Source organism: Pseudomonas peradeniyensis (assembly GCF_014268935.2).
GTDB lineage: Bacteria > Pseudomonadota > Gammaproteobacteria > Pseudomonadales > Pseudomonadaceae > Aquipseudomonas > Aquipseudomonas peradeniyensis.
This window is the reverse complement of sequence record NZ_JABWRJ020000002.1, coordinates 663,515-688,940: the sequence shown is the minus strand read 5'-3', so window position 1 is coordinate 688,940 and position 25,426 is coordinate 663,515. Positions and strand designations below refer to the sequence as shown.

Here is a 25,426-nt window from a genome sequence, read left to right as displayed (position 1 = left end):
ACGTGCGGCTGGTTTTTACTTCTTGGCCGCCTGATACAACGGCATCACCTTCGGAATTGCCGCCTGCAGCGAAGCGATCCGGCTGCTCGATGCCGGGTGGGTGCTCATGAATTCTGGCGGTGCCCCCTCCGAAGCCTTGCTCATCTTGTTCCACAGGGTGATCGCGGCGTTCGGGTCGTAGCCGGCGCGGGCCGACAGCTCGAGGCCGATCAGGTCGGCTTCGTTCTCGTTGGCCCGGCTGTTGGGCAGGGTCATGGCGTAGTTCACCACGGTGTCGGCCATGGCCATGCTGTCCTGGCCCAGGCCGAAGATCGCGCCGGCGCCCTGGCGGGCCATTTCCACACCATAGGCCTTGGACATCGCTTCACGGCTGTGCTCGCGCAGGGCATGGGCGATCTCGTGGCCCACCACTGCGGCGATCTCGGCGTCGGTCAGCTTGAGCTGATCGATCAGGCCGGTATAGACGATGATCTTGCCGCCCGGACCGCAGTTGGCGTTGAGCTCGTCGCTCTTGATCACGTTGACTTCCCAATTCCACTGCGCGGCATCCGGCCGGAACTGTGGTGCCTGGGCAATCAGGCGCTTGGCGATGGCCTGCACGCGCTTGGCATCATTGCTGCTCTTGTCCAGCACGCCCTTGCTCGACGCCTCGCCGAGGGTCTGCTGATAGGACTGGGCGTACATCTGGTTGACCTCATCGGTCGAGAGCATGCTGAACATGTACTGCTGGCGCTGGACGCCCACGGCACCACCACTGGTGGTATTGACCGCCTGGCAGCCGCCGAGCAGGACGCTGGCCGTCAGCATGCTGACAACGAATGACTTACGCATGAAAACACTCCCTATTTACGTGCCGCGTATCCTAGGCCCTGACGCCCGTGCCTGCCAGAGCCACAGGTAAGATTTCTGACAAGCCCCTCATGCTTTGGTATTAGCCCGCCGATAACCCTCGGTAACGACCTCCTTGCGCGCGGAGCTTTGCCATGAAGTTCAAGTCGATCCAGTTTTCCGTGGCCGCCCTGGCCGGTGCCATCGTGCTGAGCATAGTAGCGGCCCTGGTGTTGTATGCCGTGTATTCCGGGCAGCGAACCCAGGCACTGGTGCAACAGCGCACGCAACAGCAGTTCGAGACCGTCATCGAGCAGCGCCTCTCGGCCCTGGCCCGCACCCAGGTCAGCGAGATCCAGCGTGGCCTGGAAGCGCCCCTGGCGATCGCCCGCGGCCTGGCCACCGGCAACGCCATGCTCGGCATGCAGGGCGCCGACGGCCAGCCACTGATGCGCGTCGATCGCGAACACCTGATCAACCAGCTCAAGCGCACCGTGGAGGTCAACCCGAGCGTGCTGGGCGCCTACCTGGGCTGGGAGCCGAACGCCCTCGACCATGCCGATGGCCGTTACGTCGGCAGCCACCTGGTGGGCATCGACAGCGCCAGCGGGCGCTTCCTGCCCTGGTGGTTCCGCAATGGCGACGGCAGCCTCGGCCAGGACAAGCTGGCCGATGTCGACGACCGCACGGTGCTCGCCACCGGCGTGCGCGCCAGCGAGTACTACCTGTGCCCCAAGGAGTCGAAGAAGGCCTGCGTGATCGATCCCGCGCCGTATAAGGTGGGCGACAAGATGGTCATGCTCGCCTCGTTCGTCGAGCCGATCATGGTCGACGGCCAGTTCCAGGGCATGGCCGGCGCCGACCTGTCGGTGAACTTCATCCAGGACCTGCTCAATGCCGCCGACCGCCAGCTCTACGACGGCGCCGGCGAACTGGCGCTGGTCTCCAGCAACGGCCGCCTGGTGGCCTACACCCGCGATCCGGCCAAGTTCGGCGAAAAGGCCGGCGACGTGCTGGACAGCGACGAAGCCAACACCCTCAAAAACCTGAGCGGCGAGGCGCTGCACTATGAAGTGGATGCCGCCAAGGACCGCATCGAGCTGTACCTGCCGTTCAAGATCGCCGGCACCGACGCACGCTGGACCCTGCTGCTGGAACTGCCGCTGAGCACGGTCATGGCCGACGTCAACCGCCTGCAGCAGGACCTGGCCGAACAGCGCCGCACCGATATCGCCGGCATGACCGTGGTCGGCCTGGGCATCGCCGCCCTCGGCCTGCTGGTGATCTGGCTGCTGGCCCTGGGCATTGCCCGCCCGCTCAAGCAGATGGTGAGCATGCTCGATGACATCGCCCAGGGCGAAGGCGACCTGACCCGCCGCCTGCAGAGCGACCGGGCCGACGAACTGGGCGCCATCGCCACAGGCTTCAACACCTTCCTGGCCAAGTTGCAGGCGATGATCAGCCAGGTGGTCAGCTCGGTGCAGAAAGTCAGCGACTCCTCCGAGCACACCGCCGACATCGCCATCCGCACCAACCAGGGCGTGCACAAGCAGATGGCCGAGATCGACCAGGTGGCCACCGCCGTGCACGAAATGACCGCCACCGCCCAGGACGTGGCGCGCAACGCCACGCAAGCGGCCCAGGCTGCCAGTGAAGCCGACCGCGCCGCCAACCAGGGCCTGGACATCGTCCGCGATACGTCGCACTCGATCAGCGAGCTGGCCACCGAAATCGGTCGTGCCGTGACCGTGGTCCAGGACCTGGCCCGCGACAGCGAGAACATCAACGCCATCCTGGTGACCATCCGCGCCATTGCCGAGCAGACCAACCTGCTGGCGCTCAACGCCGCCATCGAGGCGGCCCGGGCCGGCGAGCAGGGCCGCGGTTTCGCGGTGGTCGCCGACGAGGTGCGCAACCTGGCGCAGAAGACCCAGCAGGCCACCCAGGAAATCCAGCAGATGATCCAGCAACTGCAGCTGGGCACCCGCGAAGTGGTCAAGGTGATGGAAGACAGCCAGGGCAAGACCGACATCAGTGTGCAGCAGGCCAGCCGCGCGGCCGAGTCGCTGGCGAGCATCACCCAGGCGGTGTCGGTGATCAACGACATGAACACACAAATCGCCAGCGCCGCCGAGGAACAGAGCGCCGTGGCCGAGGACATCAACCGCAACGTGATCAACATCGGCCAGGTGGCCGGCGAAGTGGCCGGCGGCGCCGACGAGTCGAGCCAAGCCAGCGCCGAGCTGACCAAGCTGGCCGAGCAGCAGCGGCGGTTGATCAATCAGTTCAGGGTGTAGGCCTACAGGGAGTTAGCGCACGCCACCTAGGCCGGGGTCAGGCACTCCGGCCCATTGAGCTTCGGATCATTGACGAAGTTCGCCAGCGCCCGCTCACGCAGTGCCGTCGGCGGCTTGGCCAGCAACTCGTGCAATCTCGCCATCGGTGTTTCGGGATCCAGCCACAACGCCTGCTCGGCCTCGTCGAGGATCAGCGGCCGACGCTGGTTCATCGCCGCTTGCGTCACCACCGCGCAACTCAGCCATGCCTGCTCCTGCACCGGGTAGACCTCCCACAGTGCGGCGAAGAACAGCGACGCGCCCTCCCCCGGCGTCACCCAATACGGGCGCTTGCGCGCCGTACCGCGCCATTCGTAGAAACCGTTGGCCGGCATCAGGCAACGCCGCTGGCGCAAGGGCTCGCGGAACATCGGCTGCTCGGCGAGGGTCTCGGCGCGGGCCTGGGCCGGGGTGCGGGACAGGTCGGTGAGCCAGGCCGGGGTCAGCCCCCAGCGCGCACTGGCCAACTGCAACTGGCCGTCGAGCTGGCGCTGGATCAGCACCGTGGCACCGGGCGAAATGTTCCATTGGGCCTGCTGGCCCGGGGGGAAGCCCGGCAGGCCGGCGAAGCTCTGGGACCAGCGAAACAGGGCGTAGCGTCCACACATGGGCGAAATCAAAACCTAGCAGATCAGGGTTCCGGGATAACTTTCCGGTTCGTCGCCGGCAAGCGGCTGGGCGGCATTGTACGCATCGATCAACTGCCGTGCGTACCCGGCCTGCTCATCCGATACCGCCAGGCCGAGCAACCCGTGCATCGGCAACTCGCCCACGGCGCCCATCAGGTCACGCCCGACCAGGTGCACCTCGATGCCCTCGCTGGCCAGCATGCCCACCAGCATCTGCGCCTCCAGCAGGCTTTCCGGCTCATAGATCCGTTGCATCAATCGTTCTCGCCGTAGACATCGAGCATCCACTCCTCGCCATGCACCTGCAGCACGAAGCGGATAGGCTTGCAGCACACCTGGCAGTCCTCGATGTACTCCTGGTCGCCGCCGGACAGGTCCACCGTGGTTTCGACTTCCTCGCCACAATAGGGGCAATCGTAGATCGCAGTTTCCAGCATCGCGGCCTCCGGAGTGACTTGTGCGTATAATTGCCGGTCTGTTTACAGGGCCAGTGTGCGTCCGAGCCGTTTTTCGGAGCCCGCCCCTACCTAATTACCCTAGCCGTTTCCAACAAGAGAGCATGATGGGCGAATTCGATGCCATCCGACCGTACGACGACGCTGAGGTCCCTGCCGTTCTGGCACGCCTGCTCAGCGACCCGGCATTCCTCGATATCCTCACCCACTTCCGCTTCCCGCGCGCGGCTGGCGCCTTCGGCTGGCTGCTCAAACCGCTGATCGCCCGGCGCCTGCGCAAGGAGTTCGCCGGCGTAAGCTGCGTGTCCACGTTGCAGGACAAGGTCGAGTACTACGTCGACCGCACCATCGACCGCGCCACCGACGGCGTCACCTATACCGGCGTCGAACAGCTCAAGTCGGGTACCGCCTACCTGTTCCTGGCCAACCACCGCGATATCGTGATGGACCCGGCCTTCGTCAACTACGCGGTGTACCACGCCGGCCTGCCGACGCCGCGCATCGCCATCGGCGACAACCTGCTGCAAAAACCGTTCGTCAGCGACATGATGCGCCTGAACAAGAGCTTCATCGTGCACCGTTCGATCAGCGGCCGCCGCGAGAAACTGGCCGCCTACCAACTGCTCTCGGCCTACATCAATCACTCGATCCGCAACGATTGCGTGTCGATCTGGATCGCCCAGGCCGAAGGCCGCGCCAAGGACGGTGACGACCGTACCGACTCGGCAATCCTCAAGATGTTCCACATGAGCCGCAAGGACGAACCGTTCGGCGCGGTGGTCCAGAGCTTGAACCTGACCCCGGTGTCGATCAGCTACGAATATGACCCTTGCGACCAGGCCAAGGCCCGCGAGCTGTACATCCGCGCCACCACCGGCAGCTACACCAAGGCTCCAGGCGAGGACGACAACAGCATCGCCCAGGGCATCACCGGCTACAAAGGGCGGGTGCACATCAACTTCGCGCCACCGGTAACCGATTACCACGAGGACACCAAGCAACTGGCGCAGGCCATCGACCGGCAGATCCTCGGCGGCTACCGGCTGTTCCCGGTGCACTACCTGGCCTATGCGATGTGGGCGGAGAAGGACGCGGCGCTCGAGGTGCCAAGCGCGGAGAAACTGTTCCCGGCCGACGAGCTGGCCAAGGCGAAGGAAGAGTGGCAGCGCCGCCTGGACGCGTGCCCGGTCGAGCATCAGCCGTACCTGGTGCAGCAGTATGCGACGCCGGTGCGTAACCAGTATCAGGTCAAGCGTCAGCCGGCATCGGCCTGACAATAGTTTCGTGGGAGCGGGCTTGCCCCGCGATGGCGTCAGTTCAAGCGGCAGCGTCGCCCGAAAGGATGCAATCGCGGGTCAAGCCCGCTCCCACGCAGCAGGCAAAACACCTTCAGATCCAGGTACTGAACCAGGACAAAAGCAAGGCCATCGCCAGGCAGCAGAAGCCCAGGATGTAGTAATAGCGCGGTATCCGCTGCTCCAGCGCATCCACCACGCCTTCATCCACCGCCAGGCTTTCCCGGCTCAGCGCCTCGCGGCGCCGGGCACTGTGCAGCAGCAGCCCGCCAGGGCAGGTAATGAGCAGGGCCAGCAGGTTGATCAGCTTGGCCGGATGGGCGGCCAGGAAGCCCCAGAACACTTGCAACGACATTGCGCGACCTCGGTATCACGTGCGGCAAAGCCCGGCATTCTACTCAAGCGCAAGGTCGCTGCCGCCATTTTGCGACCAGCTGTCATTTAATTTCATCTGTCACACGCTCGTCATGAAGGCAGGCCACCCTGTCGGCCTCTACCGAACCGGAGCTTGTCATGCTGCACGCCGAAAACCAGGACCGCCTCTACCTTGTCGCCCAGAGCGACGAGCAGCAGGCGCTGATCGATGGCTTCGCGATCAATGTCCAGGACCGCCAGTGGCTGGTGTATTGCGCGCTGGGCGGGCATGCCCACCAGGACCTGCCGGAAGTCGACCCGCACACCGGGATCAGCCTGCTGGACTTCAATGTACAGGCTGCCTGATCCGCGAATACGTCCGCGCAGACAATAAAAAACCCGCCGCCTGGCTGAGCAGGCGGCGGGTTTTCTTCATCGCAAAAGCCTTACTCGCCCAGCACCTGACCGACGGTCGGATCCTTGAACAGGCGGGTCAGGGCATCGCTGAGCACATCGCTCACCAGCTTGGTGTTGGTTTCCTGGTTCGGCGCCATGCCGAAGCGCTGGTCCAGCGAGGCACCGTAGCGACCGCTGTAGCGGCGGTTGGCGTTGGACACGTCGGCACGGAAGGTGGCGCCGATGGTCGCCTCGGTCACGTACATCTTGTCCTTGGGCGACTGGTACTTGAGCTCGGCCAGGGTCACGGTCAGCTGCGGCGCGTTGTAGGCGTTGGGCGTCGGGGTGAAGCCGAGCAGGCGCACCGCCGCCTCGGCCTGGGCCTGCAGCTTGGGCACGACATCGTTGCCATTGACGGTGATGGTGCTGGTCTCGGGGTACATGCCACCGCGGGTGCCGAGCGATTGCGAGGCGCGCCCGTCGACGACCTTGACCACCACCGGCTGGCCGTGGCCGACCGGGGCCAGTTGCTGGGTAAGCTTGGGTTGCGGGCTGAGTTGCTGCGGGCTGTGGGCACAACCGGCCAGGCTCAGGCTGGCCACCGCGAACAAACCGACCAACAGACGTTGCAACATGCGCGTTTCTCCAGAAAAAGCGGCAAAGGCCCACAGTATACCTAGCGGCAAGCTTCCAGCGGCAAGCTGCAAGCAAAAGCACCTACCTTTTCCTTGTAGCTTGCCGCTTATAGCTAGCAACTGCCCTTCTGTCACAATCGTTTCATGCCCCCCGGTTACTCTGGCGCCAGCCCTCACACACAGGACTGACCATCATGGCCTCGCTCTGGACCCTGCTCTTCCACCGCCCGCGCCACGCCACCTACGCCCGCCTCGACAGCGACGGCATCTGCCTCGGTTTCAAGCACTGCGCCACGCCACCGGGCAACGGCGCCTGGGTGCAGGTGAACGAGGCGCAACTGGCCTGGCTCGGCCGCCCGCTGCCGGCCAGCGCCCGGATTTGCGCCCGTGCAACGCAGCGTTGGCAGCAACGCACCCTGTCCGCCTGACAAACGCTGCAATAAAAACCCAACAAGTACGCCCTTTCCGCCCGCGACATCGTTATAATCTCCCCCCGATTATAAGGACGTCTCCTGATCGGGCCCCGCATTCGCCGCTTCACCCCGGCACCCTCGACGCTTCGCCCACAGAGAGCCTTCCACTCAGGTCTTGCATTGGCTGTCGTGCCTGCTGTTTCCGGCCTTCTGCTTCGCATGAACCTGCGGGTTGCCATCGCGCAGTCCACTTTTGAGGTTCACGACTCCAAAAGAGCGTGAAAAAACGGTTTTTCACAACTTCACGAGAGTGTGGCGAGCAAATGAACAGTCTGGCATGTGCAAGAGCGGCAGATGTGTCCCGAACAGCCCTGAACAGACGGCAAAAGCGCTCATCCCCGATGAGCCTCTGAGGCCGGTCCATAACGCACGACGGAGCACTTGACCATAAGTCGAATTGCCGCACCCGTGGCAAAGGGCGTTCAATAGCCGAACACCCAAGACTGATTGGCGGTATCCGCGGAAGTTGCAAGAACTGCGAAGAGTCGGACATGGCGATCCGGGCCACCCCACGGATCCTATGCTGTCAATTAGGTGCTGTAGATTGTGGAGACGCGTTAATGGCGCAGAACGAATCGGTTGATGTGGTACTGGTAGGCGCGGGCATCATGAGTGCCACCCTGGCCGTACTGCTCAAGGAGCTCGACCCGACCCTGAAGCTTGAGGTCGTCGAGGCGATGGACTCCGGAGCCGCGGAGAGTTCCAACCCCTGGAACAACGCCGGTACCGGCCATGCCGGCCTGTGCGAGCTCAATTACACCCCGCAGGCCGCCGATGGCAGCATCGACATCAAGAAGGCCGTGCACATCAACACCCAGTTCGAGGTCTCGCGCCAGTTCTGGGCCTACCTGAGCCGCAAGAGCGGCTTCGGCTCGCCGCGCGCCTTCATCAACCCGGTACCGCACCTGAGCTACGTCGAGGGTGACAAGGGTATTGCCTTCCTCAAGAAGCGCTTCGAGCTGCTCAAGCAGCACCACGCCTTCGCCGAGATGGAATACACCGAAGACCAGGCGGTGATGAAGGAGTGGATGCCGCTGATGATGCCAGGCCGTCCGGCCGACCAGCGCATCGCCGCCACCCGCGTGATGAAGGGCACCGACGTCAACTTCGGCGCCCTGACCAACAAGCTGCTCAAGCAGCTGGGCAACAGCCCGGACGCCCAGGTCAAGTACAGCAAGAAGGTCGTCGGCCTGCGTCGAAACGGCAGCGGCTGGACCGTGAGCATCAAGGACGTCAACAGCGGCGGCAGCCGTGAGGTCGACGCCCGCTTCGTCTTCCTCGGCGCCGGCGGCGCGGCCCTGCCGTTGCTGCAGATGTCCGGCATCCCGGAGAGCAAGGGCTTCGGCGGCTTCCCGGTCAGCGGCCAGTGGCTGCGCTGCGACAACCCGGAAATCGTCAAGCAGCACCAGGCCAAGGTCTACAGCCAGGCCGCGGTCGGCGCCCCACCGATGTCGGTACCGCACCTGGACACCCGCGTGGTCGACGGCAAGACGTCGCTGCTGTTCGGCCCATACGCCGGCTTCACCACCAAGTTCCTCAAGCACGGCTCGCTCCTGGACCTGCCGCTGTCGGTGCGCGCAGGCAACCTCGGCCCGATGCTGGCCGTGGCCCGCGACAACATGGACCTGACCAAGTACCTGGTCAGCGAAGTGATGCAGTCGATGGAACAGCGCCTGGAATCGCTGCGCCGCTTCTACCCCGAGGCGAAAGCCGAGGACTGGCGCCTGGAAGTGGCCGGTCAGCGCGTGCAGATCATCAAGAAGGATCCGAAGAAAGGCGGCATCCTGCAGTTCGGCACCGAGCTGGTCTCGGCCCAGGACGGCAGCCTGGCCGCGCTGCTCGGCGCCTCGCCGGGCGCCTCGGTGACCGTGTCGATCATGCTCGAGCTGATCGAGCGCTGCTTCCCCGAGCAGGCCAAGGGCGCCTGGGCCGCCAAGCTCAAGGAGATCTTCCCGGCCCGCGAGAAGGTCCTGGCCACCGATGCTGCCCTGTACCACAAGATCAGCGCCGACAACGATGTGGCGCTGGAGCTGGTGGAAAGCAGCCCGGCCAAGCATTACGCCTGATCCGGCTGAAACCAAAAAACGCCCCTCGGGGCGTTTTTTGTTTGCGGGCAAATCTCTCGTGGGAGCGGGCTTGCCCCGCGATCTGGCCGGTGCAGGCCGAACCATTTCCATGGCTGTACCGATGCGATCGCGGGGCAAGCCCGCTCCCACGCAACGCTCCGGGTCAAACTCGGGCGTTTTCGATGATCTCGATGTACTCCGGCGCATTGCGCTGGTCGGCGATCACCTCGGCGAAGGTCTTGCCGTGCTCGTCCTTGCCGTCCAGGTCGTAGCCGGCGGCGACGAAGAAGCCCACATAGCGTTCGAAATCATCGATGCGCAGGCCGCGGTAGCCCTTGATCAGCTTGTGATGGGACGGCGAGGTCAGGCCATCGGCCGGCTCGAACTGCAGGAACGTCTTGATGTACTCGTCGCTGATCTCGTCACCAATCACTTGTTTCTTGTCTTTACGCATCGCCGACTCCAACTGGGCCATCACGGGCATTTTCGAAGGCCGGCAGTTTACCCCCCGAAACCCACGGCCCTCAACGCGTACGTACGGTACCGGTGTGCAGGTCGGCCCAGATGTGGCCATTGGCGTAGGTGAGGAACTGCACGTACAGGGTTTCGTTGCGCAGCAAGTCCATGATCACCCGGTAGTCGGCCATCGGGTAGTTGAGGGTCAGGGTCCGGCTCTTGTCGTCATAGGCCGGCTTTTTCAAGCTCTTGCCGCCCTCGCCGTCGAAGTTGAGCAACACCTGGGCGATGGTAGAACCCTTGCTCAACGGCTTGCCCTTAAGGCGTATCTGCAGGGACGAGGTGATCGGAATCGGTTGCTGGTCGGACTGGCGCTGGGTGCCCACCACCACGCTGTAGTCGGTGACCTGCAGCAGTTGCTGGCTGGCCGGAGCCTCCTGGCGCAGGGAGAGGTCGTCGGGCGGCAGGAACTGGCTGTGCAGCGGCGCAGCGGAAAGCGGCAGGCTCACCGCCAGCAGGAGGGGGACGATCGCACGCATGTGAGGCTCCTTGGCAAGAGCAGGCACTCTAGCACGGACCCAGGCGCACATTGTGGAGGGGCGTTCGACGCCCCTCCTGGAGCCGTCAGAGGCCCTTGACCGCGAAGATGCCGTTGGCGTTGCGCCAGTAGCCCTTGTAGTCCATGCCGTAGCCGAAGATGTAGCGGTCGATGCATGGCAGGCCGGTGTAGGTGGCCTTCAGGTCCGGGCTGGCCTTGCGGTCGTGGTCCTTGTCGATCAGCACGGCGGTGTGCACCGCGCGGGCGCCGGCGTGCTTGCAGAACTCGATGATGGCGCTGAGGGTATGGCCCTCGTCGAGGATGTCGTCGACGATCAGCACGTCGCGGTCGATGAACGACACTTCCGGCTTGGCCTTCCAGAACAGCTCGCCGCCACTGGTGGTGTTGCGGTAGCGGGTGGCATGCAGGTACGAGGCCTCCAGCGGGAACTGCAGGTGGGTGAGCAGCTTGCCGGAGAAGATCAGGCCGCCGTTCATCACGCAGAAGACCACCGGGTTCTTGTCGTGCAGGTCCTGGCAAATCTGCTTGCCGACCTCGGCGATGGCGGCCTCGACCTCGGCTTCGTTGTACAGGCAATCAGCCTCGTGCATCACTTGACGGATATGCTCGAGATCGGCGGACATGGCGCTCTCCAGGGGGTGCGTTTTGGAAAAGCGGGCAAAGGTACGCATCCGCTCGTCCCAGATCAAGCCTTTATGGACTAACGTGCACAATGACTGCACGACATCAAGGACTGAATAGATTAATCTAGCGCGGTTTTTTTGCCCGCCTCCCGGAGCCCTCCCCCTATGCCTACTCGTGAGATCCGCCATCCGCTGATCCGCCACAAGCTCGGCCTGATGCGCCGTGCCGATATCAGCACCAAGAATTTTCGCGAACTCGCCCAGGAAGTCGGTGCACTGCTGACCTATGAAGCCACCCAGGACCTGCCGCTCGAAACCTACGAGATCGACGGTTGGTGCGGCAAGGTGCAAGTCGAGAAGATCGCCGGCAAGAAGATCACCGTCGTGCCGATCCTGCGCGCCGGCATCGGCATGCTCGACGGCGTGCTCAGCCTGGTCCCCGGGGCCAAGGTGAGTGCCGTGGGCGTGGCCCGCAACGAGGAAACCCTCGAAGCCCACACCTACCTCGAGAAACTCGCGCCGGACATCAACCAGCGCCTGGCCCTGATCATCGACCCGATGCTGGCCACCGGCGGTTCGATGGTCGCCACCATCGACCTGCTGAAAAAGGCCGGCTGCAAGGAAATCCGCGCCATGGTCCTGGTCGCGGCGCCCGAAGGCATCGCCGTGGTGGAGAAAGCCCACCCGGATGTGCAGATCTACACCGCCTCGATCGACCAGCGCCTGAACGAGCACGGCTACATCGTCCCAGGCCTGGGTGATGCCGGCGACAAGATCTTCGGCACCAAGCAGAAGGACGCCTGACCATGCAGGACGGCTTCAACGACCCGCTCTGGCGCCAGGTCGTCTCGGGCGCGCAGATGCTCTTCGTGGCATTCGGCGCGCTGGTGCTGATGCCGCTGATCACCGGCCTCGATCCGAACGTGGCGCTGTTCACCGCCGGCATCGGCACCCTGCTGTTCCAGCTGGTCACGGGCCGTCAGGTCCCGGTATTCCTGGCTTCGAGCTTCGCCTTCATCACCCCGATCATCCTCGCCAAGGGCCAGTTCGGCCTGGCCGAGACCATGGGCGGCGTGATGGCCGCAGGCTTCGTGTACACCTTCATGGGCCTGATGGTGAAGATCAAGGGCACCGGTTTCATCGACCGCATGCTGCCGCCGGTGGTGATCGGCCCGGTGATCATCTCCATCGGCCTGGCCATGGCGCCGATCGCCGCCAACATGGCGATGGGCAAGGGTGGTGATGGCGCTGCGCTGATGCCGTACAAGACCGCCATGCTGATCTCCATGCCGGCACTGCTGACCACGCTGATCGTCGCCGTGTTCGGCAAGGGCATCTTCCGCCTGGTGCCGATCATCGCCGGCGTGTTGGTGGGCTTCGCCCTGTCGTTCGCCTTTGGCGTGGTCGACACCGCCAAGATCGCCGCAGCCCCTTGGCTGGAGCTGCCGAACTTCACCGCGCCGGCCTTCAACTGGCAGGCCATCCTGTTCATCGTGCCGGTGGCCCTGGCCCCGGCGATCGAACACATCGGCGGGGTGATTGCGGTGGGCAGCGTGACCGGCCGCGACTACCTGAAAAAGCCCGGCCTGCACCGCACGCTGCTGGGTGACGGCCTGGCCACCACCGCCGCCGGCCTGTTCGGCGGCCCGCCCAACACCACCTACGCCGAAGTGACCGGCGCGGTGATGCTGACCAAGAACTACAACCCGAAGATCATGACCTGGGCGGCGGTATTCGCCATCACCCTGGCCTTCATCGGCAAGTTCGGCGCGCTGCTGCAGAGCATTCCGGTACCGGTGATGGGCGGCATTCTCTGCCTGTTGTTCGGTTCGATCGCGGCGGTGGGCATGAACACCATGATCCGCCACAAGATCGACCTGGCCGAGGCGCGCAACCTGGTGATCGTTTCGGTGACCCTGGTGTTCGGTATCGGCGGCGTGCTGATCGGCAGCGGCGACGGCCCGGACGACTGGGGCCTGAAAGGCATCGCCCTGTGCGCCGTGGTGGCCATTGCCCTGAACCTGATCCTGCCGGGCAACGATGGCTGGAAGAACAAGAAGTTGGATGATCAGCTGCCTTGAGTCTTTCTTGAAATCCTGGGGCCGCCTTGCGGCCCCTAGATTCAAAGCCAGGCGAGTTTCTCAAGCCTTCTCGCACATCCCCGCCAACACCCTCACCCACTCCGGGTGATCATTCAGGCACGGCACCAGCACCAGCTCCTTGCCACCGGCCTCGACGAACTGCTCGCTGCCGCGCATGCCGATCTCCTCCAGCGTTTCGATGCAATCGGCGACAAACGCCGGGCACATCACCAACAGCTTCTTCACCCCCGCCTTGCCCAGCTCATCCAGGCGCGTCTCGGTGTAGGGCTCGATCCATTTGGCCCGGCCCAGGCGCGACTGGAACGACACCGACCACTTGCCGTCCGGGATGCCCATCTTCTCGGCGAATGCCCTGGCCGTGGCCAGGCACTGGCCGCGATAGCACACCGCACGCATCTCGGCGCTGGCGTCCTTGCAACAGTCGGCGGCCTGGAAGTCATGCTGGCCGGTGGGGTCGAGCTTCTTCAGGTGTCGCTCGGGCAAACCATGGAAGCTCAGCAGCAGATGATCGTAATCCTGCTCCAGGTACGGGCGGGCGCTGGCCACCAATGCATCGATGTACTCAGGGTGATCGTAGAACGGCTGCAGAATGCGGGTCTGCAAGGGCAGCTTGCGCTCGGCGATGGTCTGCTTCGCCAACTCCACCACGGTGGTCACGGTGCTGTCGGCGAACTGTGGATAAAGCGGTGCCAGCGTCACCTTGCGCACCCCTTGCGCGGCCATGCGCTCCAGGACCTCCGGCAGCGCCGGTTGTCCGTAGCGCATGGCGATCTCCACCGGCCCATGGGGCCAATGGGCGGCCATCGCCTGCTGCAGACGGCGGGTCAGCACCACCAGCGGCGAGCCCTCGTCCCACCAGATCGAGGCGTAGGCATGGGCCGACTGCTCGGGGCGCTTGATCAGGATCAGCGACACCAGCAACCGCCGCACCGGCCAGGGCAGATCGATCACGTACGGGTCCATGAGGAACTGGTTGAGGTAACGGCGCACGTCGGCCACCGAGGTGGAGGCCGGCGAACCCAGGTTGACCAGCAGCAGGGCGTGATCGGTCATGCAGCGTCCTATGTCAGAGGCGGCTGGACAGGTTGTCCAGGGCCGATTGCAGATCGTTGAAGCGGAACGTGAAGCCCGCCGCCAGCAGGCGCACCGGGCGCGCGCGCTGGCCGCCGAGCAGCAGCGTCGACAGCTCGCCGAGCCCGGCCTTGAGCAACAGCGCCGGCATCGGCATGAACGCCGGGCGATGCAGGGTGCGGCCCAGGCGCTTGGCGAACTCGCGGTTGCGCACCGGCTCCGGCGCGCAGGCATTATAGGGACCGCTGGCTTCGTTGTGCTGCAAGAGAAAATCAATCAGGCCGATTTGGTCGTCGATATGCACCCAGGGCATCCACTGCCGACCATCGCCCAGCGGCCCGCCCAAGCCCAGCTTGTACGGCAGGCGCAGGCGCGACAAAAAGCCGCCATCGGCGGCCAGTACCAGGCCGGTGCGCACCAGCACCACGCGGATCCCCAGGGCCTCGGCACGCTGGGCGGTTTCCTCCCAGGCGATGCACAGCTGGCTGGCGAAGTCCTCCTTCACCGGCTGCGAAGCCTCGGTGAGCTCACGCTCGCCACCGTCGCCGTACCAGCCCACCGCAGAGCCGGAAACCAGCACTTGCGGGCGGCGCTCACGGCGCTCCAGCCAGGCCAGCAACTGCTCGGTGAGGGTCACCCGGCTGGCCCAGAGCAGATTGCGCCGCGCCGCGGTCCACGGCCGGTCGGCGATCGGCGCACCGGCCAGGTTGACCACCGCGTCGACCTCGTCGTCATCGGCAATGTCCTCCAGTCGGGCCACGCCCCGCACGCCGGTACCGCAGATTTTCGCCACCTGTTCGGGGCGGCGGCTCCAGACCGTCAGGCGATGCCCTTGCTGGCGCCACATCTGGCAGAGGTGTTGGCCGATCAGGCCGGTACCGCCGGTCAGCAATATATGCATGGCTGTGTCCTCACACTGGGCGGCCGTGGTCTATTTTTAAGATCAAGGCACTTTTTTGACCGAACGCTCTCGGATAAACATAGGCCAACCTGCCTATCGAGCGGAATAACCTTATACAAACATTGTGCATTGTACAGGTTTGCCTGGCAGCGTAGGCTGCGTATAGCTAGGTTCGAAGAGGCCATCATGACAGTACCTATTGCCATCATCGGTGCCGGAATCGCCGGCCTGTCCGCCGCCCAGGCCTTGCAGAAGGCCGGGCAGACCGTCCACCTGTTCGACAAGGGCCACGGCAGCGGCGGACGCATGGCCAGCAAGCGCAGCGATGCCGGCGCCCTGGACCTCGGCGCCCAGTACTTCACCGCCCGCGACCGGCGCTTCGTCGAGCAGGTTCAGCACTGGGTGGCCAACGGCTGGGCCGCGCAGTGGAAGCCGCAGCTGTACAACTACCGCGATGGCGAACTGACCCCCTCCCCCGACGAACAGACCCGCTGGGTCGGCGTGCCGCGCATGAGTGCCATCACCCGCGGCCTGCTCAAGGATGTCACGGTGAACTTCGGCTGTCGCATCACCGAGGTGTTCCGCGGCAAGCAGTACTGGCACCTGCAGGACACCGAAGGCTGCAGCCATGGGCCGTTCAGCCAGGTGGTGATCGCCGTGCCGGCGCCCCAGACCACCCCGTTGCTGGCCGCCGCGCCCAAGCTCGCGGCGGTTGCCGCCGGGGTTCAGATGGAGCCGACCTGGGCCATTGCCCTGGGCTTCCAGGCACCGCTGGAAACCCCGATGCAGGGCTGCTTCGTGCAGGACAACCCGCTCGACTGGCTGGCCCGCAACCGCAGCAAGCCGGGCCGCGACGAGCAACTCGACACCTGGGTGCTGCATGCCACCTCCAGCTGGAGCAAACAGCACATCGACCTGCCCAAGGAAGAAGTGATCGAGCAGCTGTGGGGAGAATTTGCCGAACTGGTCGGCTGCGTCGTTCCCGCACCGACCTTCGCTCTCGCCCACCGCTGGCTGTACGCGCGCCCTGCCGTCAATCACGAGTGGGGCACGCTGGCCGATGCCGACCTGGGCCTGTACGCCTGTGGCGACTGGTGCCTGTCCGGCCGGGTCGAAGGGGCCTGGCTCAGCGGCCAGGAAGCCGCTCGGCGCCTGCTGGAGCACCTGGAATAATCGACGGCAAACTTATACAAAAAATTATACTTGTATAAGTTTTCATCTGTGCTGGAATAGACTTGTACAAACCGTGCAGCCTGTACAAGTCATTCCGGAGACCGCGATGAACGCTTCCCCGCCCAGTGGCAAGCCTCGCCTGGCCATCAGCGCCTGCCTGACCGGCCGCAATGTGCGCTACAACGCCGGCCACAAAGCCTCCAGCCTGTGCCTCGAGCTGCTCGGCAAGCATTTCGACTGGGTCCCCCTGTGCCCCGAGGTCGCCATCGGCCTGGGCACGCCCCGTGAACCCATCCGCCTGGTAGGCGACCCCGAGCATCCGGCCGTCACCGGCACGCGCAACAGCGCCACCGATTTCGCCGGCCCGCTGCGTGCCTACGGCGCACAGATGGCCGACGAACTCGACGATATCTGCGGCTACATCTTCATGCAGAAGTCACCGTCCTGCGGCCTTGAACGGGTCAAGGTCTACCAGGAAGACGGCCACCCGGCCCACCAGGGTGGCCGGGGCGCCTACGCCGCGGCATTCTGCGAGCGGCGCCCGGACCTGCCGGTCGAGGAGGAAGGCCGCCTGCACGATCCGGTGCTGCGGGAAAACTTCATCGCCCGCGTCTACGCCTACGCCGACTGGCGACAACTGCTGCGCCAGGGCCTGAGCCGCGGCGCGCTGATCCGCTTCCATGCCCGCTACAAGTACCTGCTGATGGCTCACAACCCCCAGGCCTATCGCAGCCTTGGCCGCCTGCTCGGCAACATGAGCCGCGACGACGACCCGATGCAACTCGGCCCGCGCTACTTCAGCCAGCTGATGCAGGCGCTGCGCCGCTGCGCCAGCCGCGGCACCCACGGCAACGTGCTGCAGCACCTGAGCGGCTACCTGCGCAACGACCTGGGCCAGGCGGACAAGGCCGAGTTGCAGCAGGTCATCGGCCAGTACCAGAAAGGCGTGGTGCCACTGGTGGTGCCCTTGACCCTGCTCAAGCACCACCTGCGCCGCCATCCCGATCCCTACCTGCTGCAACAGGCCTACCTGCAACCCCATCCGGAAGACCTCGGACTGCGCAATGCCATCTGACCCATTGCTGCCCATCGGCGAAGTGGCCCGCCTGACCGGCGTCAATCCGGTAACCCTGCGCGCCTGGGAACGCCGTTACGGCCTGATCAAGCCGCAGCGCACACCCAAGGGCCATCGCCTTTATCCACAGGACCAGGTGCAGCGGGTCCAAGCCGTGCTGCGCTGGCTGGAGCGTGGCGCCGCGGTAAGCCAGGTGCGCGAACTGCTGGACAATGCCGCGCACGCCACGGCGCCGATCCAGGGCGAATGGGGCGAACGCATCGAACAGCTGATCGCGGCCATCGCCCGTCTTTCCCAACGCCCGCTGGACCAGTTGATCAACCAGGTGATGGCCCTCTACCCCGCCGTGACCGTCTGCGAGCGCTTGCTGCTGCCGCTGCTCGAGGCCCTCGAACAGCGCTGGCAAACGCATTTCGACGCCCGACTGGAACAGGTGTTCTTTCACGGCTGGCTGCGCAGCAAGCTGGGGGCGCGGGTCTATCACGACAGCCACTCGCTTGGCGGCCCTTGCGTGCTGCTCGCCCGCTCCGACGATTGCGCCTTCGATGCCGAGTTCTGGCTCTGTGCCTGGTTGCTGAGCAGCAACGGCTACCCACTGGAGATCCTCGAGTGGTCCGTTGAACCCCGCCAATTGCGGTTGGCCGTCGAGCAACTGCAGCCACAAGCGCTGCTGCTGCACCTCGGTCGTCGCCCCGACCTCGCCGTGCTCGGCCGAGCATTGCAGGACGTCAACACACTGAAACTCCTGGGTGGTAATACCGTCAGCCTGCATGAGACGGAACTGCACGCACTGTCACTCCCTGACTTGCACCTGTTCGACAGCCCCCCGGCCGCCCTGCGCCGCCTCCAGCAACCCCGACCTTGAGCCTGTTACCCATGCAACTGATCTGGCTGCGCAGCGACCTGCGCATCGACGACAACACCGCCCTCACGGCTGCCTGCCAACGCGGCCCGACCGTGGCCCTGTGGATTGCCAGCCCCGGCCAGTGGCAGGCCCACGACGATGCGCCCTGCAAGGTCGACTTCTGGCTGCGCAACCTGCGACTGTTGCAACAATCACTGGCGGCATTGAACATTCCGCTGCTGATTCGCACCACCGACACCTGGGCCGACGTCCCTGAATGCATGCTCGAGGTCTGCCGCCAACACCGCATCGAGGCCGTGCACTGGAACGACGAATACGGCATCAACGAGGCCCGGAGGGACCAAGCAACTCGCGAATCACTGCAACAAGCCGGGATCACCGCCACCAGCCATCTCGACCAGCTGCTATTCAGGCCCGGTAGCGTACTGACCCGCACCGGCCAATACTTTCAAGTATTCAGCCAGTTCAAGCGGGTCTGCCTGGAGCACCTGCACCGCAGCCTCCCGTCGCTGGCTCAACCGGTACAGGCCCAACAGTCCCTCGGGATCGGCAGCGACACCGTCCCCCAGCAGGTCGAAGGCTTCGCGCTCCCTTGCGAAACCCTGCGCCAACACTGGCCGGCAGGCGAGGATGAAGGCAAGCGGCGGCTACAGCGCTTCGTCGACGAAACCATCGACGACTACGCACAGCTGCGCGACCTGCCTGCCAGGGCCGGCACCAGCCAGCTCTCTCCCTACCTCGCCGCCGGCGTGGTCTCGCCGCGCCAGTGCCTGCACGCGGCACTGGCGAGCAACCGGGGTGAATTCGATAGTGGCAGCGTCGGCGTGCAGACCTGGGTCAACGAGCTGCTGTGGCGCGAGTTCTACAAGCACACGCTGGTGGGCTACCCCCGGGTCTCCCGGCACCGCGCCTTCCGCCTGCATACAGAAGCATTGCCCTGGCGCGACGCGCCCGCCGACCTGCAGGCCTGGAAGGAGGGCCGCACCGGATTCCCCCTCATCGATGCCGCCATGCGCCAACTGTTGCACACCGGCTGGATGCATAACCGCCTGCGCATGATCGTCGCCATGTTCCTCAGCAAAAACCTGCTGATCGACTGGCGGCACGGCGAACGGCATTTCATGCGTCACCTGATAGACGGTGACCTGGCCGCCAACAACGGTGGCTGGCAATGGAGCGCTTCGACCGGTACCGATGCGGTGCCCTATTTTCGGATCTTCAATCCCATCACTCAGTCGCAGCGCTTCGATCCGAAAGGGGTGTTCATCCGCCAGTGGTTGCCGGAACTGGAGGGGAAAGACGATAAATCGATTCACTTCCCGGTGAAATCCGCTGACCTATTTGCTACTAATAATTACTCGGGCCCGATAGTCGATCTCGATAGTAGTCGCCAACGCGCATTGGAAGCCTTCAAAAGCTTGACCAGCTGGCAGGATCAGGGGGCATAGAGCATGACACGTCGTTTCTGGGTTACAGGAGCCAGCCACGGACTCGGCCTGGCCTTGGTGGAACAGTTGCTCGCACAAGGGCACACGGTGGCCGCCAGTGGCAGGGATAGCCAGGAACTCGACAGCCTGGGGGCGCTTCACGGAGCACGCTTGCTGCGGCTTTTCGGCCCCTTGCAGGATGCCGGCCAGCGGCTTCAGGCCGCCTGGGGGGCGCTGGATTGTCTGCTGGTAAATGCCGGGAGCTGCGACTACCTGCCGGACAATATGGCGAATGCAGACCTGTTCGAACAGATCGTCAGCAGCAACCTGCAAGCCACGCACCAGAGCCTGAACGCCGCGCTGCCGTTGTTGGCCAAGGGCCAGAAGCCGCAGGTCATGACTATTCTCAGCCGCTACTCGGCATTGCAGCTGTTCGAACCGAACCAGCCGCTCAATGGCGGCAACAGCCTGCCGACGTGGCTGAAAGAGCAGCGCAATGTCCTGCACACGCTGGGCATCGACCTGATGGTGGTGGCGCCTCAATCGCTGAAGGCCCCGGTGACCTCGGTGCAGGCCATTCCGGAGCCCTGGACGGCGCAAAGCGCGGCGCAGGAGTTGCTGGCGCGCCTGGACGAGCGCCAGGCCGATCTGGTGCTGGAGGTGCTCAACCCAAGCGAACTGTGGCCGCTACCAAAGAACAGCTGACCCTAGGTTTCAAGGCAGGAAGCGCTGCACGCTGCCGGATTGGTTCCACAACAGCGGCAGCACCTTGCGCAAGCACTCCGGCTCGCCGCTGCTCCAGAACGCCGTTGGCTGCGCCGGTCCGTCACTGAGCAGCCCACGGGCGCCCAGCAGGCGTTGCAGTTGGCGCGCCACGGCAGCGCCGGTGTCGATGATCGCCACATCCGCCGGCACCATTTCGGCCAGCATGGGCCGCAGGAACGGGTAGTGGGTGCAGCCCAGGATCAGGGTGTCGCAGCCGGCCGCGAGCAGCGGCTTGACATAGCCCGAGAGCAACTGGCGCAGTTGCTCGCTGACCAGGTCGCCCGCCTCGATACGCTCGACCAGCCCAGGACACGGCTGGGTGATCACCCGCACATCACTGGCGAAGCGGTCGAGCAAGGCGGCGAACTTGGCGCTCTGCAGGGTACCGGTGGTGGCCAGCACGCCTACCACGCCGGAGCGGGTTGCCGCAGCCGCCGGCTTGACCGCAGGCTCCATCCCCACCAGCGGCCAGTCCGGGTAGAGCTCGCGCAGGTCGGCCACTGCGGCCACCGTGGCCGTGTTGCAGGCCAGGACCAATGCCTTGGCGCCCTGCTCATGGTAGAACCTGGCGATCAGCCGCAGACGCTGGCGAATGTAGTCCGGGGACTTCTCGCCATAGGGCACATGGCCGCTGTCGGCCAGGTAAAGCAAGGATTCGTTGGGCAGCAGGCGCTGGATCTCGGCCAGCACCGACAACCCGCCGACGCCGGAATCCATCACGCCCACCGGCGCCGAACGCTCAGCCATGGCGATTGCCACACACGGTGCAGGCAGGGTCGCGCTTGACCCGCAGCTCGCGCATGCGGGTGCCCAGGGCGTCGATCAGCAGCAGGCGGCCGACCAGCGGCTCGCCGAAACCGGCCAGCAATTTCAGCGCTTCCAGGGCCTGCAGGCTGCCGACCAGCCCCACCAGCGGGCCGATCACCCCAGCCTCGCTACAGGTCAGCTCGGCCTCGCTGCCATGGCCATAGAGGCAGTGGTAGCAGGGGCTGGTGTCGCGGCGGGTGTCGAACACCGACAACTGACCTTCGAGGCGGATTGCCGCGCCGCTGACCAACGGTTTGCCCGCAGCCACGCAAGCGGCATTGACCGCCTCGCGGGTACCGAAATTGTCGGAGCAGTCGAGCACCACATCGACCGCCGCCACCGCCGCGGCCAACGAATCCTCGTCCAGCGCCCGGCGATGGGCGACCAGGCTGATTTCCGGGTTGATCGCCCGCAGACGCTTGATAGCCGAATCGACCTTGCTCATGCCGACGCTGTCGCTGTCGTGGATCACCTGGCGTTGCAGGTTGGTCAGGTCGACGGTGTCGAAATCGGCCAGGTGCAGCTCACCGACGCCCGCCGCGGCGAGGTACAGCGCCACCGGCGAGCCCAGCCCGCCGAGGCCGATGACCAGGGCCTTGCCGTGTTTCAGGCGCAACTGGCCGTCGATATCCACCTGCGACAGGAGGATCTGCCGGCTGTAGCGCAACAGCTCCTGGTCGCTCAGCATGGCAGGCGCCCCAGGCTGATGCGTTCGTGGCCGCCCAGGTCGACACGGCTGGCGACGTCGATGAAGCCGGCCGCCGCCAGCAGGTCGCGTACGGCGGGCGCCTGGTCATAGCCGTGCTCGAGCAGCAGCCAACCTCCGGGCAGCAGGTGCGACGGGGCCTGGACGACGATCACCCGCAGGTCGTCCAGCCCGTCCTCGCCGGCCACCAGGGCGCTGCTGGGTTCGAAGCGCACGTCACCGGCCACCAGGTGCGGATCGGCGGCGCGGATATAAGGCGGATTGCTGAGAATCAGGTCGAAACGCTCACCCACAAGGGCATCGAACCAGTGGCTGGCACGCACCTGGACATTGCCCAGGCCCAGGCGCTGGCGGTTGCGCTCGGCCAGGGCCACGGCCTCGTCGATGCGGTCCACCGCCGTGACCTGCCACCCCGGGCACTCATTGGCCAGGGCCAGGGCAATGGCCCCGGTGCCGGTGCCCAGGTCGAGGACCCGGGCAGGCGTGGGCGGCACGAGCTCGAGCGCGGTTTCCACCAGCAGCTCGGTGTCCGGGCGCGGGATCAACGTATGTGGCGCGACTTCCAGGTCCAGCTTCCAGAACCCCTGCTGGCCGAGGATATAGGCCACCGGCTCACCGGCGCGACGCCGTTCAAGGTAGTCGGCGAACACCTGCGCCGCCTCGCTGCTGACGATACGCTCGGGCCAGGTGTGCAGGAAGCTGCGCGACTTGCCCAGGGCCGCGGCCAGGAGCAGCTCGGCGTCCAGCCGTTCGGTCGGCGAGTCTGGCAACTGCGCGTTGCGCAGCAGGCTGGCGATGATGGTCATTCAATCCCCCAGGGCGGCCAGCTGATCGGCCTGGTATTCGGCCAGCAACGGCTCGATCACGGCCTCCACGCCACCGGCGAGGATATCGTCCAGGGAGTAGAGGGTGAGGTTGATACGGTGGTCGGTGACCCGGCCCTGTGGATAGTTGTAGGTGCGGATGCGCTCGGAGCGGTCACCCGAGCCCACCAGCAGCTTGCGCTCGCTGGCGATGGCGTTCTGCGCGGCGCTGGTCTGCATGTCGTTGAGCTTGGCCGAGAGCCAGGACATGGCGCGGGCACGGTTCTTGTGCTGCGAACGCTCTTCCTGGCACTCGACCACGATGCCGGTGGGCAAGTGGGTGATACGGATCGCCGAGTCGGTCTTGTTGACGTGCTGGCCGCCGGCGCCGGAGGCGCGGTAGGTGTCCACGCGCAGGTCGGCCGGGTTGATCTCGATCGCCACCTGCTCGTCGGGCTCGGGCAATACCGCCACGGTGCAGGCCGAGGTGTGGATGCGGCCCTGGGATTCGGTTTCCGGGACCCGCTGCACACGGTGCGCACCGGACTCGAACTTCAGCTTGCCGTACACGCTGTCGCCTTCGACCCGGGCGATGATTTCCTTGTAGCCGCCGTGCTCGCCTTCGTTCTCGGAGAGGATCTCCAGGCGCCAGCCGCGTTTCTCGGCGTAGCGCGAGTACATGCGGAACAGGTCGCCGGAGAAGATCGCCGCCTCGTCGCCACCGGTGCCGGCGCGGATTTCAAGGAACACGTTGCGCCCGTCGTTGGGGTCCTTGGGCAGCAGCATGCGCTGCAGTTGCGACTCCAGGACCACCAGCTGCTCTTTCGCTTCGCGCACTTCTTCGACCGCCATTTCGCGCAGGTCGGGGTCGGCGTCCTTGAGCAGCGCCTGGGCGCCCTCGAGGTCGTCCTGGACCTTGCGCCAGCCTTGATAGCAGGCGATCACCGGCTCGACTTCGGCGTACTCGCGGGAGTAGGCGCGAAAACGCGTCTGGTCGGAAATGACTTCGGCGTCACCGAGCAGCGCGGTGAGTTCCTCGAAGCGATCCTGGAGCGTGTCCAGTTTGTTCAGCAGCGACGCTTTCATTGCGGGGATTTGTCCGTCGAGCCCTCGTGGAGGGCGAAGAGTTCCTGGGCCATGGCCAGCGCATCGAGGCGGCCTTCGGCGGAGAGCTTTTTCAGCTGCACGCTGGGGGCGTGCAGGAGTTTGTTGGTCAGGCCCCGGGCCAGTTGCATGAGCACGTCCTCGGGGTTGCCGCCGTTGCCGAGCAGGCGCAGGGCCTTTTGCAGTTCTTCGTCGCGCAGGCGCTCGCTCTGCTGGCGATAGGCCTTGAGCACATCCACCGCCGCCAGCTCGCGCAGGCGCACCATGAAATCGTCGGCGCCGGCCGAGACCAGCTCTTCGGCGGCCTGGGCCGCGCCCTGACGGCTCTTGAGGTTTTCCGCGACCACTTCGTGCAGGTCGTCGACGGTATAGAGGTAGACGTCGTCCAGCTCGCCCACCTGCGGCTCGATGTCACGCGGCACGGCGATGTCGACCATGAAGATCGGCTTGTGCCGGCGCTGCTTCAGCGCGCTTTCCACCGCGCCCTTACCGAGGATCGGCAACTGGCTGGCAGTGGAGCTGATGACGATGTCGCTGTTGGCCAGTTCCTGCGGGATGTCCGAGAGCAGCACGGCATGCGCGCCGAACTGCTCGGCGAGAATGCTGGCGCGCTCAAGGGTGCGATTGGCCACGACGATGCGGCGCACGCCCTGCTCGTGCAGGTGGCGGGCAACCAGGGTGATGGTCTCGCCGGCGCCGATCAGCAGCGCCTGGCTGCGGCCCAGGTCGGAGAAGATCTGCCTGGCCAGACTGACCGCGGCGAACGCCACCGAGACCGGGTTCTCGCCGATGGCGGTGTCTGTGCGCACCTGCTTGGCGGCGCTGAAGGTGGCCTGGAACAGCCGACCCAGCAGCGGCCCGACGGTGCCGGCCTCGCGAGCCACGGCGTAGGCCGACTTCATCTGGCCGAGGATCTGCGGCTCGCCGAGCACCAGCGAGTCGAGGCCGGAGGCCACGCGCATCATGTGCCGGACCGCGTCGTGCTCCTCGTGGACGTAAGCGCTGGCGCGCAGTTCGTCGAGGCTCAGCTGGTGGTAGTCGGCCAGCCATTGCAGCACGGCGTCGGCGGCGAGGTGGTCCTGCTCTATATACAGTTCGCTGCGGTTGCAGGTGGACAGGATCGCCGCCTCGCGGCTGGCGGTCAGTCGGCAGAGCTGCTGCAGGGCATCGACCAGCTGCTCGGGCGTAAACGCCACGCGCTCGCGTACGTCTACCGAGGCAGTCTTATGGTTGATACCAAGTGCAAGAAAGGCCATGCAAGGTCGCTGGTTGGGACGTGAAGCCGATAATTGTCCTACTTCGCAGGTTTTAGAACAACCACCGTTCGCTATTGTGGCGATGCGGCGTGCCTATCGCCCCGCACCATCACACTTCCCTGCCGTTGCCGATCAGGAGTCTAGCGCCATACCCAGCTAGCGACAGCTGCGCCAGTGCAGGCGCCGCCCGTACCTTCGCGACTTCAGGAGGCCGAACGCAGGCCTTGCGGAGGGAGGTGACGGGCATGGATGCCCGTCAAGCGCTG

General features: G+C 65.2%; 28 protein-coding genes and 1 pseudogene. 13 read left to right on the top strand and 16 right to left on the bottom strand.

Annotated elements, in window-relative coordinates:
- Nucleotides 1-15: 15 nt before the first annotated feature.
- Nucleotides 16-831 (bottom strand): M48 family metallopeptidase, encoded by an 816-nt coding sequence (locus HU751_RS12665; protein ID WP_110735860.1) that lies wholly within the window; start codon nt 829-831, stop codon nt 16-18.
- Between the two features lie 152 nt (nt 832-983).
- On the opposite strand from HU751_RS12665, the pseudogene HU751_RS27310 reads away from it, so the two are divergent.
- Nucleotides 984-2,270, top strand: a pseudogene (locus HU751_RS27310) (methyl-accepting chemotaxis protein); the annotation flags it as partial.
- Nucleotides 2,271-2,282: 12 nt separating this feature from the next.
- A complete protein-coding gene (locus HU751_RS27305) occupies nt 2,283-3,125 on the top strand; it encodes a methyl-accepting chemotaxis protein (RefSeq protein ID WP_371916482.1) in 843 nt (280 codons plus the stop codon).
- Between the two features lie 26 nt (nt 3,126-3,151).
- On the opposite strand, the gene HU751_RS12655 is transcribed toward HU751_RS27305, so the two are convergent.
- From HU751_RS12655 to HU751_RS12645, 3 genes are read right to left on the bottom strand one after another with little or no spacing between them, the layout of a single operon-like run.
- The gene (locus HU751_RS12655) at nt 3,152-3,772 is read right to left on the bottom strand and encodes an SOS response-associated peptidase (protein WP_186733873.1); all 621 of its coding nucleotides are present in this window, start codon (nt 3,770-3,772) and stop codon (nt 3,152-3,154) included.
- A gap of 15 nt (nt 3,773-3,787) precedes the next feature.
- On the bottom strand, nt 3,788-4,048 hold the full coding sequence (locus tag HU751_RS12650) for a putative signal transducing protein (protein ID WP_186733874.1): 261 nt from the start codon (nt 4,046-4,048) through the stop codon (nt 3,788-3,790).
- Nucleotides 4,048-4,230, bottom strand: coding sequence for a CPXCG motif-containing cysteine-rich protein (locus tag HU751_RS12645; RefSeq protein ID WP_010225771.1), 183 nt, complete (start codon nt 4,228-4,230; stop codon nt 4,048-4,050). Before HU751_RS12645 ends, HU751_RS12650 begins: the two co-directional genes overlap by 1 nt.
- A gap of 125 nt (nt 4,231-4,355) precedes the next feature.
- Between HU751_RS12645 and HU751_RS12640 the strand changes: the two genes are divergently transcribed.
- Nucleotides 4,356-5,522: a 1-acyl-sn-glycerol-3-phosphate acyltransferase gene (locus HU751_RS12640; protein WP_186713176.1), complete on the top strand. Its 1,167-nt coding sequence runs from the start codon at nt 4,356-4,358 to the stop codon at nt 5,520-5,522.
- 115 nt (nt 5,523-5,637) lie between these two features.
- Here HU751_RS12640 and HU751_RS12635 read toward each other — a convergent pair whose 3' ends face one another.
- On the bottom strand, nt 5,638-5,898 hold the full coding sequence (locus tag HU751_RS12635) for a hypothetical protein (protein WP_186733875.1): 261 nt from the start codon (nt 5,896-5,898) through the stop codon (nt 5,638-5,640).
- 158 nt (nt 5,899-6,056) lie between these two features.
- On the opposite strand from HU751_RS12635, the gene HU751_RS12630 reads away from it, so the two are divergent.
- Nucleotides 6,057-6,263 (top strand): hypothetical protein, encoded by a 207-nt coding sequence (locus tag HU751_RS12630; protein WP_050703748.1) that lies wholly within the window; start codon nt 6,057-6,059, stop codon nt 6,261-6,263.
- 80 nt (nt 6,264-6,343) lie between these two features.
- Here HU751_RS12630 and HU751_RS12625 read toward each other — a convergent pair whose 3' ends face one another.
- Nucleotides 6,344-6,928: a YajG family lipoprotein gene (locus tag HU751_RS12625; RefSeq protein ID WP_011532230.1), complete on the bottom strand. Its 585-nt coding sequence runs from the start codon at nt 6,926-6,928 to the stop codon at nt 6,344-6,346.
- Between the two features lie 194 nt (nt 6,929-7,122).
- On the opposite strand from HU751_RS12625, the gene HU751_RS12620 reads away from it, so the two are divergent.
- Both HU751_RS12620 and mqo read left to right on the top strand, forming a co-directional pair.
- A complete protein-coding gene (locus HU751_RS12620; RefSeq protein WP_186713175.1) occupies nt 7,123-7,356 on the top strand; it encodes a hypothetical protein in 234 nt (77 codons plus the stop codon).
- A gap of 605 nt (nt 7,357-7,961) precedes the next feature.
- Nucleotides 7,962-9,467, top strand: a complete 1,506-nt coding sequence (gene mqo / locus HU751_RS12615; protein ID WP_050703746.1) for a malate dehydrogenase (quinone) — start codon at nt 7,962-7,964, stop codon at nt 9,465-9,467.
- Nucleotides 9,468-9,630: 163 nt separating this feature from the next.
- Here mqo and HU751_RS12610 read toward each other — a convergent pair whose 3' ends face one another.
- From HU751_RS12610 to HU751_RS12600, 3 genes are all read right to left on the bottom strand, one after another.
- Complete coding sequence (locus tag HU751_RS12610; RefSeq protein WP_186733876.1) at nt 9,631-9,921, bottom strand: PA4642 family protein; 291 nt, start codon at nt 9,919-9,921, stop codon at nt 9,631-9,633.
- Between the two features lie 70 nt (nt 9,922-9,991).
- Nucleotides 9,992-10,462, bottom strand: coding sequence for a hypothetical protein (locus HU751_RS12605; protein ID WP_186733877.1), 471 nt, complete (start codon nt 10,460-10,462; stop codon nt 9,992-9,994).
- Between the two features lie 85 nt (nt 10,463-10,547).
- Nucleotides 10,548-11,105 (bottom strand): hypoxanthine-guanine phosphoribosyltransferase, encoded by a 558-nt coding sequence (locus HU751_RS12600; protein WP_050703742.1) that lies wholly within the window; start codon nt 11,103-11,105, stop codon nt 10,548-10,550.
- 165 nt (nt 11,106-11,270) lie between these two features.
- On the opposite strand from HU751_RS12600, the gene upp reads away from it, so the two are divergent.
- Complete coding sequence (gene upp / locus HU751_RS12595) at nt 11,271-11,909, top strand: uracil phosphoribosyltransferase (RefSeq protein ID WP_028691132.1); 639 nt, start codon at nt 11,271-11,273, stop codon at nt 11,907-11,909.
- Nucleotides 11,910-11,911: 2 nt separating this feature from the next.
- Entirely contained in the window at nt 11,912-13,186 is a 1,275-nt protein-coding gene (locus tag HU751_RS12590; protein WP_186713173.1) for a uracil-xanthine permease family protein, read from the top strand.
- 60 nt (nt 13,187-13,246) lie between these two features.
- Here the strand turns inward: HU751_RS12590 and hemH are convergent, their stop codons facing one another.
- Entirely contained in the window at nt 13,247-14,260 is a 1,014-nt protein-coding gene (gene hemH / locus HU751_RS12585; RefSeq protein WP_186733878.1) for a ferrochelatase, read from the bottom strand.
- Nucleotides 14,261-14,273: 13 nt separating this feature from the next.
- Nucleotides 14,274-15,179 carry a TIGR01777 family oxidoreductase gene (locus HU751_RS12580; protein WP_186733879.1) on the bottom strand — a complete coding sequence of 302 codons (906 nt, stop codon included), beginning with the start codon at nt 15,177-15,179 and terminating at the stop codon, nt 14,274-14,276.
- A gap of 186 nt (nt 15,180-15,365) precedes the next feature.
- On the opposite strand from HU751_RS12580, the gene HU751_RS12575 reads away from it, so the two are divergent.
- From HU751_RS12575 to HU751_RS12555, 5 genes are all read left to right on the top strand, one after another.
- A complete protein-coding gene (locus tag HU751_RS12575; protein ID WP_186733880.1) occupies nt 15,366-16,352 on the top strand; it encodes an NAD(P)/FAD-dependent oxidoreductase in 987 nt (328 codons plus the stop codon).
- Nucleotides 16,353-16,458: 106 nt separating this feature from the next.
- Nucleotides 16,459-17,427 (top strand): DUF523 and DUF1722 domain-containing protein, encoded by a 969-nt coding sequence (locus HU751_RS12570; protein WP_186713170.1) that lies wholly within the window; start codon nt 16,459-16,461, stop codon nt 17,425-17,427.
- Nucleotides 17,417-18,292: a MerR family transcriptional regulator gene (locus tag HU751_RS12565; RefSeq protein ID WP_186733881.1), complete on the top strand. Its 876-nt coding sequence runs from the start codon at nt 17,417-17,419 to the stop codon at nt 18,290-18,292. Before HU751_RS12570 ends, HU751_RS12565 begins: the two co-directional genes overlap by 11 nt.
- Nucleotides 18,293-18,303: 11 nt before the next feature.
- Entirely contained in the window at nt 18,304-19,740 is a 1,437-nt protein-coding gene (phrB, locus tag HU751_RS12560; protein ID WP_186733882.1) for a deoxyribodipyrimidine photo-lyase, read from the top strand.
- A 3-nt stretch (nt 19,741-19,743) separates the two neighbouring features.
- Nucleotides 19,744-20,424 carry an SDR family oxidoreductase gene (locus HU751_RS12555; protein WP_186733883.1) on the top strand — a complete coding sequence of 227 codons (681 nt, stop codon included), beginning with the start codon at nt 19,744-19,746 and terminating at the stop codon, nt 20,422-20,424.
- A 9-nt stretch (nt 20,425-20,433) separates the two neighbouring features.
- Here the strand turns inward: HU751_RS12555 and murI are convergent, their stop codons facing one another.
- From murI to hemA, 5 genes are read right to left on the bottom strand one after another with little or no spacing between them, the layout of a single operon-like run.
- A complete protein-coding gene (murI, locus tag HU751_RS12550; protein WP_050703733.1) occupies nt 20,434-21,231 on the bottom strand; it encodes a glutamate racemase in 798 nt (265 codons plus the stop codon).
- Nucleotides 21,224-21,979, bottom strand: a complete 756-nt coding sequence (locus HU751_RS12545) for a molybdopterin-synthase adenylyltransferase MoeB (RefSeq protein WP_186733884.1) — start codon at nt 21,977-21,979, stop codon at nt 21,224-21,226. Before HU751_RS12545 ends, murI begins: the two co-directional genes overlap by 8 nt.
- Nucleotides 21,973-22,803 carry a peptide chain release factor N(5)-glutamine methyltransferase gene (gene prmC, locus HU751_RS12540; RefSeq protein ID WP_186733885.1) on the bottom strand — a complete coding sequence of 277 codons (831 nt, stop codon included), beginning with the start codon at nt 22,801-22,803 and terminating at the stop codon, nt 21,973-21,975. The genes HU751_RS12545 and prmC overlap by 7 nt, the downstream gene beginning before the upstream one ends.
- Entirely contained in the window at nt 22,804-23,886 is a 1,083-nt protein-coding gene (gene prfA / locus HU751_RS12535; protein WP_186733886.1) for a peptide chain release factor 1, read from the bottom strand.
- Nucleotides 23,883-25,160 carry a glutamyl-tRNA reductase gene (hemA, locus tag HU751_RS12530; RefSeq protein WP_062572808.1) on the bottom strand — a complete coding sequence of 426 codons (1,278 nt, stop codon included), beginning with the start codon at nt 25,158-25,160 and terminating at the stop codon, nt 23,883-23,885. The genes prfA and hemA overlap by 4 nt, the downstream gene beginning before the upstream one ends.
- Nucleotides 25,161-25,426 lie beyond the last annotated feature (266 nt).